This window comes from Plesiocystis pacifica SIR-1 (assembly GCF_000170895.1).
GTDB lineage: Bacteria > Myxococcota_A > Polyangia > Nannocystales > Nannocystaceae > Plesiocystis > Plesiocystis pacifica.
This window is the reverse complement of sequence record NZ_ABCS01000001.1, coordinates 143,369-155,885: the sequence shown is the minus strand read 5'-3', so window position 1 is coordinate 155,885 and position 12,517 is coordinate 143,369. Positions and strand designations below refer to the sequence as shown.

Genomic DNA, 12,517 nt, shown 5'->3' with positions numbered 1-12,517 from the left:
CGTGTCGCGCCAAGCCACCGCTCACCTCTTCGCCGCCCTCGAGGCCGGCAGCGACGGCCTCGCCTACGTCTTCGAGGACCAGCGCCTGACCTGGGCCGAGCTCGACGAGCGCGCCCGCTGCTACGCCAACGCCCTCGCCCACGCTGGCGTGTCCAAGGGCGATCGCGTCGCCGTCTACGCCCAGACCTGCCTCGAGCAGGTCATCGCGCTGTTCGGCAACTATTACCGCGGGGCCGTGCACGTGCCCATCAATACGCGCTACCGCGCGGCCGAGGTCGCCCACATCCTCGCCGACAGCCAGCCCGCCGCGATCCTCGGCGACGCCGCGGGGGCCGAGGTCCTCGACCAGGCCCTGAGCCACGCCAAGCTCCACCGCACCCCCGTGCGCGTCGGCCTCGACGCGGGCGCCCCCGGCTTCGCCTTCACCGAGCTGCTCGCGGGCGCCCCCGGCGAGTACCTGCGCCCCCGGGACAGCGACCTGGCCCTGATGATCTACACCTCGGGGACGACCGGCCCGAGCAAGGGCGTGATGCTCCCCCACGGCGCCGTAGTCGCGAACATGCGCGCGCTGACGGGGCTGTGGACCTGGTCCAAGCGCGACCGCCTGGTCCTCGCCCTGCCCCTGTTCCACGTCCACGGCCTGTGCATCGGGGTCCACGGCGCGGCCATCCACGCCATGCCCGTGCTGCTCGAGCGCCGCTTCGACCCCGCCAAGGTCGTCGCCCGCTTCGGCGACGGCCCCGACCAGCGCGGGACCATCTTCATGGGCGTGCCGACCATGTACAAGGCCCTCGTCGACCACATGTGGTCGAACTCCTCGGCCGCCGCGACCCTGGCCCGGGGCCGGCTGTTCACCTCCGGCAGCGCCGCGCTCTCGCCCAGCCTCTACGAGGACTTCGTCTCGCTCACGGATCACCGCATCCTCGAGCGCTACGGCATGAGCGAGACGCTCATCACCCTGTCCAACCCCTACGTCGGCGTGCGCATGCCCGGGGCCGTGGGCCAGCCCGTGCCCGGCTGCGACGCGGCCGTGGTCGACGAGCAGGGCGACGAGCTCGCCCACGGCCAGACCGGCGAGCTCATCGTCTACAGCTCCGGGATCATGGCCGGCTACTGGAACCTGCCCGAGCGCAGCGCCGAGTCCTTCATCACCGACCGCGAGGGCCGGCCGTGGTTCAAGACCGGCGACGTCGCCTTCGTCGACGAGCGCGGCTACTTCCACCTCGTCGGGCGGGCCTCCGTCGACGTCATCAAGTCCGGCGGCTTCAAGATCTCCGCCCGCGAGATCGAGGAGGCCCTCGCCAGCCACCCGACGGTCCGCGAGATCGCCGTCATCGGCGTCCCCGACGAGACCTGGGGCGAGCAGATCGTCGCCTGCGTCGTGCCCGAGGCCGGGCCCTTCGCCGCCCTCAACGACGACCCCAGCGAGCTCTTCGCCGCCCTCGTCGCCCACCACCGCGACCACCTCGCCGACTTCAAGAAGCCCCGCGGGCTGCTCGTGTGCGAGGAGCTCCCGCGCAACGCCCTGGGCAAGCTACAAAAGCACAAGCTGATCGCGCGCGTGGCCGCCGAGGGGCTCAGCGTCAGCCGCGTGCCCGGGAAAGACTAGTACCGCGTGTCCGAAGCCCGGCACTAGCGACCCCAAAGGCGCCACCACGGGCGCTTGGACGCGGCCTCGCCGGGCTTGGGGCGCGCGCGCAGGGACTCGAGCGAGGCCGCCTCGGGCTCGGGGCGCGCGAGCAGCTTGGCCATCAGCACGCCGGACAAAAAGCCGAACAGGTGGCACTCCCAGGACACGCCGACCTGCCCGGGGAGCACGCCGTAGATCATGCCGCCGTAGGCGAGCAGCACGAACACCGAGAGCACGATGGTGCCGAAGCGGCGCTCGAACCATCCCGCCGAGAGCAGGTAACCAAACAGCGCGAACACGACCCCGCTCGCGCCGATGTGGACCGATCCGCCGCGGCCCACCAGCCACACGCCCAGGCCGCCGAGCAGGGTGCCGACCAACCACACCAGGATGTAGTCCCGTCGACCCCGGGCGATGACCAGGGGCGCGAGCAGGGCGAAGCCGACGGTGTTGCTGACGAGGTGGCCCAAGCCGCCGTGGAGGAAGGGGTGGGCGAGGACGCCGATGAGGCCGGCGACCTCTCGCGGGCGCACGCCGAAGCCATCGAGGGCGCCCGAGAACACGAGCAGGTCGACGAGCTCGGCGACCCACAGCACGCCCAGCGTGACGGCCAGGAAGCGCCAGATGGCCCGCCACTCTCGCCGCAGTTCGGTCCATGGATCTGCGGTCTCGGAGGACTTGGCCATCGCCCCGATGCTAGCAGCGCCTGGTCATCGCGCCACGAGCGCTCGCATCGCCAGCCGGCCTTGCGCGCGGATCTGCTCGACCGACTCGCCCAGCGCCATGGACACCAGGGCCATCGTGAACTGCTTGTCGAGGTAGGCCGCCGCGAGCTCGGGGGCGACCGAAGCATCGGCCTCGCCCCGCTCGAGGGCGCGCCGGTACCAGGCCTCAAAGGCGGCGATCCGCTCGGCCTCGATGCCCTCGAGGCGCCCGAGGGTCTGCGGGCCCAGGCGCCCCTTGGACAGGCGCATCTTCGTGAACAGGCAGCCCGGCGGCGTGCCGTGGTCGCTGGTCATCACCGCGACGGCGCGCTCGAGCACGACGGCGAAGGGCTCGTCGCTGGCGATGATGGCCAGCAAGGGCACGACGGCGAGCCCGCGGTAGTGCTCGAGGGCGGCGAGCATCAGGCCGTCCTCGCCCCCGAATTCGCGGTACAGCGCAGGCTTGGAGGTGCCGACGCGGCGGCACAGCTCGTTGAGGGACAGGGCGTGGAGGCCCTCGCGCCAGTAGTTGGCCGTCGCCTGCGCGATCACCTGCTGGCGCTCCATGGCCTTTGGGCGTCCTCGGCGCCGCTTTGGGGCTTGTTCGTTCACGCGTGAGTACCGGTCGGTACGATATTACTTGACGCCCCTCCAAAGGTCCATCAAGGTTTTTCCAACCAGTCGGTACGAATTATCTCGACCGCCCGAAAGCGCAGGAAACGCCATGCTCGCAGGACACTTCACGACCGCCCTCGTCGCCAAGCAGGAGGCCCCCAAAGGCCACATCGCCTACTACCTCGTCGCCGCCCAGCTCCCCGACCTGCTGTGGCTGCCCTTCCACTACCTGGGCCTCGAGGTCACCCACCCGCACAACATCATGGCGACCAGCCTCGACAACCTGCAGGTCGACATGACCTACAGCCACGACCTGTTGCCGCTCCTCGGTTGGATCGCCCTGGTGATCGGCGTCGGCCGGGCGCTGTTCGGCGGCTGGCGCCCAGGCCTCATCGGCGGCCTGCTGCTCGTCGTCCACGCCGCGACCGACTACCTCGGCGGCTTCCCCCACAACCTGTTCGGGCCCGAGACCGCCTCGGTCGGCACCGGCCTCTACCACAGCTCCCCCTACCTCGCCGTGGCCCTCGAGGGCGTGTTCATCGTCGCGACGCTCGCCTGGGTCCCGCGCAACGACGCGAAGGCGGGGATCCAGCGCAGCCGCAGCACCTACCTGACCTGGGCCGCGGTGTTCGGCGGCAACATGGCCTTCTTGTTGTTCTCGGCCGACCTGTCCATGGCCGAGATGTTCGGCCTGACCCCGAGCCCTGCCATGGACGGCACGACCGTGCCGATGATGGCGGCGACCTACCTGTCGATGCTCGCCGCGCTGGTCTGGGCCGAGGGCAAGCCGACCAAGGCCAGGGCCGAGCGGGAGTCTTCGAGCTCGGTCCCCGCCGCCCAGGGAGCCTGACTCAAGGGACTGGCTCAGGGACTGGCTCAGGGTCTGGCTCAGGGTCTGGGCGCTCCGCCCCCACGCCGCGCAGGAACACCTCGATCATCGCCTCGAGCTCGGCTTCGTCGTCCCAGTCGAGCTCCGGCAAGATCACGTGGCGGGTCACGATGTAGCCGACGATCATGCTGACGAAGATCCGCAGCACCCGCTCGGGGGGCTGCTCGCGCAGGTGGCCCGAGGCCATGGCGTCGGCGATGAGCCCCCGGGTCCCCGGCAAGATGTTGTCGCGCCAGTAGGCCTTGAAGGGCTCGCGGAAGCTCGGGTCGAGGAGCAGCTCCTGCAGCCCGACCTTGACCAGCTCGGGGTTGGCCGCGGCGAAGGCGAGGCGGTTGCGCGCGATGGCCCGCAGCCGCTCCCTCGCCGAGCGCAGCCCGCTGAGCGAGGGCCCGAGGCTGCGCATCGCCCCGTCGCCCATGAACTCCTGCAGCCCCGCGCCCACGGCCTCCCCAAAGAGCACGCTCTTCGAGCCGAAGTGGGCGAACAGGGTCTTCTCGGCGACCCCGGCTCGGGCCGCGATGTCTCGAGTCCGCGCGCCGACGTAGCCGTGCTCGGCGAAGGCTCCGACGGCCGCCTCGAGCAAGCGCGCCCGCGCGTTCCCGACTCGACCCCGCCTCCCCTTGCCGGCCTTGCCCCCGCGAGTCCCCTTCTCGGCGTCGCCCGAGCTGGCCACTAGCTCTCGCCCGCTCCGCCGGGCGGGGCGGCCCCCATGGCCGCGCGCAGCTCTCGGGCCCAACCATCGATGTCCCCCTGGGTCCGCTCGAGCTCGGCCGCGGACTCGGCCAGGGCCTTCAGGTGCTCGCGCAGCGCCTCCTTGGCCCGGCGCAGCCGGCTCTTCACCGTGCCCAGCGGGATCTCGAGGATCGCCGCGATGGCCTTGCCGTCGAGGCCCTCCCAGTAGTGCAGCTCCAGCGCGACCTGCAGCTCCACGGGCAGGCGCTGGAGCGCGAGCAGCAGCAGCTTGTGCTCGCGGTGGCGCTCGAGGATGCGGCTGGGCGAGCTGCCCATGTCGTGGACGTCGTGGGTCGCCGGGTCGAACATCGCCCGGTCGCGCCGCAGCCCTCGGAAGTGCGCGTAGAGCTCGTTCCTGGCGATGGTGAACAAATAGGTGCGGAAGCTCGAGCGGCCCTCGAAGCGGTCCCGGCTGCGCACGGCGGCGAGCATGGTCCTCTGAATCAGGTCCTCGGCGCCGTGGTCGACCTTGTTGGCGAAGAAGCGATACAGACTGTCAAAGTGCCGCCGCAACAGGGTCGCCCCCGCGGCCTTGTCCCCGCCCCGCCACGCGTCGAGGAGCTGCAGATCTTCGCTCACGGGGCGATGCTACCATCGCCCCGGAGCCCGCGCCTTGGCAGACGACTTCGCCCACGAGCCGACGCGACCCGCCCCGGCCGCGGACACCGGGCCCTCGCACGTTGCGGAGGGTGACACGGGCGATCCCGCCGACGCGATCGAGCGGGACATGGCGCAGGTGCTCGCGGCCGTCGAGACCGCGCTGTTCGGCGGCCTGAGCGAGGAGTTCACCATCGGCCGCTTCCGCGTCGAGCGACAGCTCGGGCGCGGCGGCATGGGGGTGGTCTACGCCGCCTACGACCCCCACCTCGATCGCACCATCGCCATCAAGCTGATCCGCTCCGACCCCAGCGGCGAGGGCGAGCAGGCCAAGGCCCGGCTGCTGCGCGAGGCCCAGGCCATGGCCCGGCTCAACCACCCCAACGTGATCCACGTCTACGACATCGGCGAGCTCGATGGCGACGTCTACGTGGCGATGGAGCTGGTCGTCGGCAAGTCGCTGACGGACTGGCTGCGCGCCGAGCTCCGGCCCCTCGAGCAGACCCTCCAGGTGCTCAGCGACGCGGGCCGGGGGCTCGCGGCTGCCCACGCCGCGGGCATCGTCCACCGCGACTTCAAGCCCGACAACGTCCTCGTGGGCGACGACGGCCGGGTCCGCGTGCTCGACTTTGGCCTGGCCGCGCCGGTGTCCACGAGCGAGTTCGACGGAGGCCACGAAGACGACGAAGGCCTCGACGACAGCCTGCTCGGCGAGGGCGTGGTCCAGGCGGTCGTCCGCAACCCGACGCGCCCCGCCACCGGCGCCCACCCGAGCTTGGGCCTCGCCGACGGCAGCAGCGCGAGCGCCCCGCGGCCGCGCACCCCCTCGGGCTCCTTCGAGGCCCTGGCGCTCACCCGCACCGGCGCGCTCATGGGCACGCCGACCTTCATGGCGCCCGAGCAGTTTCGTGGCGAGCGCAGCGACGCGCGCACGGATCAGTTCGCGTTTGGGGTGACGCTGTATCGGGCCGTGTACCGCAAGCGACCGTTCCGGGGCGACACCCTCGCGGCGCTGAGCGAGTCCGTGTGCGCCGGTCGGCTCGTCACCCCGCCCGCGGATCGGCCCGTGCCCGAGGGCCTCGCCCGGCTCATCGAGCGCTGCCTGGCGACGGCCGCGGAAGATCGCTACGCGGACATGGACACGGCGCTCGAGGTGCTCGAGCGCTACCTGCCGAGCGCCGAGCGGGAGCGACGGGGAAGACGGCGACTGATCGCGGCCGTGGCCACCGTGGCCGTGGTTGGGCTGAGCGCGGTCGGTGTCGCGCGCACCGTGTGGCCTTCGCAGCCCAGCGGCATCCCCGCGGCGGGGCGCTGCGCCCTGACCCAGGCCATGCTCGACGCGCGCTGGACCCCCGAGCTGCGCGGGCGCCTCGAGCTGCGCTTCGCAGACGCCGGCGCGTCCAAGGACTGGGCCAAGATCGGCGGGCGCCTCGACGACTACGCGGCAGCTTGGCACGAAGCCCAGCGATCGCTGTGCGCGGGCGAGCTGCCCAGCGAGCTCGACCCCCTCGCCGACGCCTGCCTCGAGACCCGCGCCTCCGAGCTCCAAGCCGTCACCGACGTGCTGCTCGAGACCACGGACGACCACCTCGCCCTCGTGGGCCACGCGCTCACCTCGGAGCTCGGCAAGCCCCAAGACTGCCGCGATGATCGGTGGCTCCGAGCCATGCCCTCGCCCCCCAAGGACGCGGGCGTGGCCGCCTCCGTTCAGGCGCTCCGCCTCGAGCTCACCCGCGCCAAAGCCCTGCTCCGCGCTGGTCGCTACAACGACGCGGAGCGCATCGGGAAAGCGTGCGAGACCCAGGCCCTGGCGCTGGGCTACGACCCCCTCAGCGCCGAGGCCTATCTATTCTTGAGCGCGCTCTACGTCCGCTTGGGCAAGACCCAGGCCGCCAGGGATACGCTCGTGAAGACCGCGCGCTTCACCGAAGCCAGCGATCACGACTGGGTCCGCCTCGAGACCAGGGTACTCGACGCGAAGCTGCTCGGATTTGACATGGTGGACTCGACCGAGCTGCTCGAGAGCCAGATCCAGGGCCTGACCGAGAGCTTGCCCGGGACGGACCGCCTGGCGGCCAAAGCCGACGTCTACCTCGCGCTCAAGGAAATCGCCCACGGCGAGCTCGAGAAGGCCCGCGACAAGGCGCTGGCGGGGCTGCAGGTGCTGCGCTCGGAAGACGCCGACACGACCTACGCCACCGCGGTTGCGACCCTCGCCCTGACCCTGCTCGGACGCTACGCGGAGGCCCACGAGATCATCAACGAGACCCTCCAGACCACGGACAACAGACACCCTGACGCCATGTTCGCGTTCGGCATCGGCGGCATGCTCCACATGTTCGAGGGCGACGACGAGCGCGCCGTCGAGCTGTTCACGCGCGCGCAGGCCATCGACGACGCCCTCGGCGGGCAGCAGACCTTCCAGCGCGGCACCGCCCTCGCCTATCAGGCCACCTCCCTCGATCGCCTCGGCCGCTTCGATGACGCCATCGCATCCTACGAAGATGGCATCACGCTCATCCTCGAGACCCACGGCAAGGACCACCCGCTGCTCGCCCGCGTCAACCTCCAGCTCGGTACGACTCACCTGCGCGCCGGGAACTACGAGCAGGCCGAGGCCGCCTTCGAGGAGAGCCAGCGCATCTGGTCGGGCAGCCACGCCCCGCACAGCCGCGCGCTGTCTCAGCCGCTCACCGGCATCGCGCGCGTCCGCCTCGAGCAGGGCGAGAACGAGGAGGCCCTCGACCTCCTCGAGCAAGCCTTGCCCAAGCTCGAAGAGGTCAGCGGCCACCCCTGGGAGGCCGCGCTGACCAAGTTCTACACCGCCGTCGCCCTGGCCAAGACCCGCGGCGACCTCGACCGCGCCCGCACGCTCGCGCGCGAAGCCGCCGAGCTGCTCGACGGCGGCGACGGCCAGACCGTCGGCCCCGGCTTCGATCCGCTGCGCGAGGAAATCGCCGCGTGGCGCGAGCGCCATGGCGAGTAGGCGTTCCGCTCAGACCGCTTTTTCGGGCACCCCAAGCTCTGCTCGCAGCGTCCTCAGCGGCTCCTCGAAGGCCGGCCAGTAGTCCCACGCGCCGTCGGTCAGGTCCCGCGTCATCGCCCCACCTCGGCGGATCGCGTCGAGCGCCTTGCGCGGATCGAAATGGCCGAGCTCCCCAGGAGCCGCCGGTGTCATGCGCACGCCCAGGTGGAACTGGCACAGCACGAAGATCAGGAAGGTAAAGGGATCCCGCCGCCGGTAGCCGGCCTGAAAGCACGCCGCCTGCACCTCGCTCTCCGGGTCGGTCCCGTAGCCCGCGAGCACGTGGCTCAGGTCGTGGTAGATGATCGTCTCTGGCAAGCTCCCGGGCTCCCCGTGGAACTGAAAGCCGTTGTCGCGCACGAAGCGGGCGTAGGCCCGACCGAAGCTCCCCTCGGGCAGGGCCTCGAGGGCCCGGTAGCGGCGGGCGAGCGCGGGGCGGTAGTTGAGCCGGGTCAGCGTCAACAACACGGCCCCGAGCACCGCCGGCGCGCCGCCGTGAAAGCGCCGCAGCATGTCGACGGCCCAAAAGCGGCGCAGCAGGTGGACGCGCGCGCGGACCCACCGACGACGGACGAGGTTGTCGAGGTCGACGAGCGCGGGCGTGTCGACCTCGAGGGCTCGCGCCAGGGCTCGCACGCGCTCGTTGGCTTCCGCTGTCGGGAGCGCGTCGACGAGCGCGACCACGATGGCCGCGCGGACCAGCTGCACGCGCAAGCGCGGTCCGGGGACGGCGCGCGCGAGCTCGGCCCAGCTCGGCCGCGGTAGCGCGGCCAGATCGATCTCGAAGCGCGGACCGCCGACGCGCACCGCAAACTCCACGCAGGCCTCGAGCAAGCGCCGAACACCCGGGGGCAACTCCTGGATCGTCTCGAGCTCGGGCGCGGCGACCTGCCGCAGCGCGCCCAAGGCCACGCGCAGGGCGTCTGGATCGAAGTCTTCAAAGCCGGCAGTCAGCGGCAGCGTGGTCTCGTTCATGGTGTCCTCCTCCAATCGGTCTCCGCCAATAGTAGTAAGCACTTACTTACTTTCAATGGATCCGTTTAAAATCGCCGAATAACGCTGATTTGAGGTGTTTTGACGCGCCCTCACCCCGGGCCTGGGCTATGCTCGCCGCGTGGACGACGAAGTTCAGGTCCAGTGCCCCTACTGCTTCCAGTGGCAGCTGCTCGTCGTCGACCCGCAGACCCGCGGGGTCATGATTCAAGACTGTGACGTCTGCTGTCGCCCGTGGCGGGTCTACGTCGAGCGCGACGCCGATGGCCGCCCGCGGGTCAGCGTCGAGCGCAGCTGAGCACCGAGTGTCTCCGCCGGGGCGACACACGTTCGCTACCCGAAGGTCACCACAACACATCCTCCGCACGCTTTCCCGGTAGCGCTCGCCCCCTACCATCCCCCGCCATGGCTACCCATGCACTCTGGCGGACCCGCGCTTCCTGGACCCTCGGCCTCGCCCTCGGCTCGCTCTCGAGCCTGGTCGTGGGTTGCTTCAACGCCTCCAGCGGCGAGGAGTGCCTCGTGGGCGCCGAGGGCTGCCCCTGCACCTCGGCGGGCGCCTGCGACCCGGGCCTGAGTTGCCTGTCCGAGACCTGCGTGTCCGACAACGCTGACGGAACCGACATGGGCGACGAGGCCGACGAAGCCGGCGACACGAGCTCTTCCTCCTCTGGGAGCGAGGACGACACCACCACCGGCACGGAGGACACCACCACCACCGGCGTGGAGGAGGACACCACCACCACCGGCATGGAAGACGACACCACCACCACCGCCGGTATGGAGGACGACACCACCACCGGCGGGAGCGAGTGTGGCAACGGCACCATCGAAGCCCCCGAGGAGTGCGACGCGCTCGACCTCGGCGGGGCGAGCTGCGCCAGCCTGGGCTTCGCTAGCGGGCAGCTCGCGTGCACCGCCGACTGCATGCTCGACACCTCGGACTGCTCCGACATGCAGGCCACCACCACGGTCACCCTCGACGGCTACGGCTACGACAGCGACGCCTTCGGCATCGCGGCGAGCTGTGAGGTCCCCGGAGGAGACAGCTGCGCCGTGGACGGGCCGTGGCCTGCGGTCGAGAACGGCTGCAGCGTCGAGTGCCCGATCGGCGCCGACGTGAAGGTCGAGTGCGACTGCGACGGCAGCGAGCAGTTCGACGAGTACGTCTATCAGATCGAGGTCGTGGGCGGCCCGAGCTACACCTGCCCCGGCTTCCTGGCCCAGACCTGCTCGCAGACCTTCACGGTCACCGAGAACATGGCGATCCGCTGCGAGTTCGACTGGGAGAACCTCTGAGCTTCTGCTTTGCCCCCGCAGACGTCTGGGACCGGGGGCGCTCCGTCGCTACCGCTCCTCCTCTTTGGCTTGTCCTCAATGGGGTTCGTGCCTTCTAGGAGGGCATGCGGTTGCCCCCCAAGGGGAGCGATTGCCTCTCGGCCTCTCGGGGCTCTCGACCTCGAACGGCGCGCGGCGGCTACTGACAGCCGTCCGCGCGCAGCTTGGTCGCCTCGGCCTCGGCGGAGGCGCGGGACTCGGCGTACTTGTCCTCGACCGCGTACTTCACGTAGTGGTCGTAGTAGACGATGGCCTTGGAGCAGTCCCCGGTCTCCTCGGCGGCCTTGGCCACCTTGAGGGCGAAGCCGTGCTTGCCGGGGACGAGCTGGTAGGCCTCCTCGTAGAGCGAGAGCGCCGCCGTCCACTGGCCCTCGGACGCGAGGCCCTCGGCGGCGACGTAGGTCTGCTTGGCCTTCTCGAGGGCCTCCTCCTCGCTCATCGCCGGGGCCTGCGTCTCGGGCGCGACCGTCGCCACCGGCGTCGCCTCGGGTTCGAGGCTCTCGTCTGGCATCCAGTCCTCTTGCTCCGGTTCGGTGGTCTCTTCGACCGCGGCGCTCTTGCACGCGCTGAGACCCAGCAGCGCGGTGGCGAGCACGAGGGCAATCCGTTCGCTACGCATAGTTTTAACATCGCACGAGTCAAAAAAAAGACCTGTGGCGATTTCATTCGCCACCCTCCATTGCCGGTCGATCCCCCGTCGACGGCAATGGAGGGCCGTGATCACGCGCTCAGATCGATTTAGCGGCTACCAGAGCATCCACGAGCAAATCGCACACTGCGTGGGCTTCGTCGGATTGCATACATAACGGAGGGCACAAAAACGCCAAGTCCCCCTTCCACGGCAAGAAGGCGCCGCGCGCCCAGGCCTGCTCGGCGAGGGGCCCGGCGCCGCCCTCGATCTCGAGGGCGCGCATGAGCCCGAGCCCGCGCTGGCCGACGACCGCGGGCAGTTTGGGGTCCTCGACCATCGCGGCGAAGCGTGCGGCGAACACCTCGCCCACCGCCTGCGCGTTGGCGATCAGCCCGTCCTCGGCGAGGGCCTCGATGCTACCGACCGCCGCCGCGCAGCTCACCGGGTGGGCGTAGTGGGTCAGCCCGCACCACAGCACCTCCTCGTCAAAGCGCGCCGCGAGCTCGCCGCGCACGAGCACCCCGGACAGCGGGGCGTAGCCCGAGGTCAGGCCCTTGCCCATGGTCATCAGGTCCACGGGCGCGCCCCAGCGCTCGTGGGCGAACCACCGGCCGGTGCGACCGAAGCCCGAGAAGATCTCGTCGTCGATGAGCAGGATGCCGTGGGCGTCGCACAGCGAACGCACCCCGGGCCAAAAGTCCGCCGGGGGGTGCTGCATGCCGTTGGTGCCCGTGAAGCCCTCGAGCAAGATCGCGGCGATGGTCTCGCCGCCCTCGCGCTCGACGAGGGCGTACAGGCTCTCGAGCCAGTCCGAGGGGCGCTCGCCCGCGGGCGCCCGCGCCGGGTAGGGGTCCTCGATGTGCAGGCCCTCGGCCATGGTCGCCGCGAAGGGCTGCTTGCGCGCGTCGCCGGCGATCTCGAGCACGGCCAGGGTCGCCCCGTGGTAGCTCGACCGCCGGGTCACGACCTTGGTCCGCCCGGTCAGCAGGCGGGCGAATTTGATGGCGTTCTCCACCGCCTCGGAGCCGCCCGTGGCCAGGAAGGCCTTGGCGTCCGCGCCCAGCCCCCCGCGCTCGACGAGCAGCTCGCCCAGGCGCGCGCGCACGGGCAGGACCGCGTTGGGGGCACAGGCCGGGAGCGCGTCGAGCTGCTCGACCATCCGCTGGCGCACGTGGGGGTGCTTGTGGCCGACGTTGACGTTGTAGACCTGGCTCTCGAGGTCCCACACCCAGCCCTTGTCGGCGACGTGAAAGCGCGCCCCCTTGGCGTCGGTGATCTCGAGGGTCCTCGCCCGGGTCTGGGCCGACCAGGTGAAGAACAGGTGCGCGCGCTGGCGACGAAGGAGCTCGGACTCGGTCATTAC

At 70.8% G+C, this 12,517-nt stretch carries 12 protein-coding genes; 5 read left to right on the top strand and 7 right to left on the bottom strand.

Going from position 1 to position 12,517, the window contains the following annotated elements; genetic code table 11:
- Nucleotide 1 precedes the first annotated feature (1 nt).
- On the top strand, nucleotides 2-1,609 hold the full coding sequence (locus tag PPSIR1_RS00585) for a class I adenylate-forming enzyme family protein (RefSeq protein ID WP_006969011.1): 1,608 nt from the start codon (nucleotides 2-4) through the stop codon (nucleotides 1,607-1,609).
- Between the two features lie 23 nt (nucleotides 1,610-1,632).
- Here PPSIR1_RS00585 and PPSIR1_RS00580 read toward each other — a convergent pair whose 3' ends face one another.
- Complete coding sequence (locus tag PPSIR1_RS00580; protein ID WP_006969010.1) at nucleotides 1,633-2,316, bottom strand: rhomboid family intramembrane serine protease; 684 nt, start codon at nucleotides 2,314-2,316, stop codon at nucleotides 1,633-1,635.
- A gap of 24 nt (nucleotides 2,317-2,340) precedes the next feature.
- The gene (locus PPSIR1_RS41465) at nucleotides 2,341-2,901 is read right to left on the bottom strand and encodes a TetR/AcrR family transcriptional regulator (protein WP_006969009.1); all 561 of its coding nucleotides are present in this window, start codon (nucleotides 2,899-2,901) and stop codon (nucleotides 2,341-2,343) included.
- A 157-nt stretch (nucleotides 2,902-3,058) separates the two neighbouring features.
- Here PPSIR1_RS41465 and PPSIR1_RS00570 point away from each other — a divergent pair, with 157 nt between their 5' ends.
- Entirely contained in the window at nucleotides 3,059-3,799 is a 741-nt protein-coding gene (locus PPSIR1_RS00570) for a hypothetical protein (protein ID WP_006969008.1), read from the top strand.
- A gap of 1 nt (nucleotide 3,800) precedes the next feature.
- Here PPSIR1_RS00570 and PPSIR1_RS00565 read toward each other — a convergent pair whose 3' ends face one another.
- Nucleotides 3,801-4,511, bottom strand: coding sequence for a TetR/AcrR family transcriptional regulator (locus tag PPSIR1_RS00565; protein ID WP_006969007.1), 711 nt, complete (start codon nucleotides 4,509-4,511; stop codon nucleotides 3,801-3,803).
- Nucleotides 4,511-5,149, bottom strand: coding sequence for an RNA polymerase sigma factor (locus tag PPSIR1_RS00560; protein WP_006969006.1), 639 nt, complete (start codon nucleotides 5,147-5,149; stop codon nucleotides 4,511-4,513). The genes PPSIR1_RS00565 and PPSIR1_RS00560 overlap by 1 nt, the downstream gene beginning before the upstream one ends.
- 34 nt (nucleotides 5,150-5,183) lie before the next feature.
- On the opposite strand from PPSIR1_RS00560, the gene PPSIR1_RS00555 reads away from it, so the two are divergent.
- Nucleotides 5,184-8,153 (top strand): protein kinase domain-containing protein, encoded by a 2,970-nt coding sequence (locus PPSIR1_RS00555; RefSeq protein ID WP_006969005.1) that lies wholly within the window; start codon nucleotides 5,184-5,186, stop codon nucleotides 8,151-8,153.
- Nucleotides 8,154-8,162: 9 nt separating this feature from the next.
- Here PPSIR1_RS00555 and PPSIR1_RS41460 read toward each other — a convergent pair whose 3' ends face one another.
- Entirely contained in the window at nucleotides 8,163-9,167 is a 1,005-nt protein-coding gene (locus tag PPSIR1_RS41460) for a hypothetical protein (protein ID WP_157595068.1), read from the bottom strand.
- 139 nt (nucleotides 9,168-9,306) lie between these two features.
- Here PPSIR1_RS41460 and PPSIR1_RS45440 point away from each other — a divergent pair, with 139 nt between their 5' ends.
- Together PPSIR1_RS45440 and PPSIR1_RS00545 are read left to right on the top strand one after the other, a co-directional pair.
- Nucleotides 9,307-9,483 (top strand): zinc ribbon domain-containing protein, encoded by a 177-nt coding sequence (locus tag PPSIR1_RS45440; protein ID WP_006969003.1) that lies wholly within the window; start codon nucleotides 9,307-9,309, stop codon nucleotides 9,481-9,483.
- A 107-nt stretch (nucleotides 9,484-9,590) separates the two neighbouring features.
- Nucleotides 9,591-10,484 carry a hypothetical protein gene (locus PPSIR1_RS00545; RefSeq protein ID WP_006969002.1) on the top strand — a complete coding sequence of 298 codons (894 nt, stop codon included), beginning with the start codon at nucleotides 9,591-9,593 and terminating at the stop codon, nucleotides 10,482-10,484.
- Between the two features lie 178 nt (nucleotides 10,485-10,662).
- Here PPSIR1_RS00545 and PPSIR1_RS00540 read toward each other — a convergent pair whose 3' ends face one another.
- A complete protein-coding gene (locus PPSIR1_RS00540) occupies nucleotides 10,663-11,142 on the bottom strand; it encodes a hypothetical protein (protein ID WP_157595067.1) in 480 nt (159 codons plus the stop codon).
- A 109-nt stretch (nucleotides 11,143-11,251) separates the two neighbouring features.
- Nucleotides 11,252-12,514, bottom strand: coding sequence for an aminotransferase class III-fold pyridoxal phosphate-dependent enzyme (locus PPSIR1_RS00535; RefSeq protein ID WP_006969000.1), 1,263 nt, complete (start codon nucleotides 12,512-12,514; stop codon nucleotides 11,252-11,254).
- Between the last annotated feature and the right edge of the window lie 3 nt (nucleotides 12,515-12,517).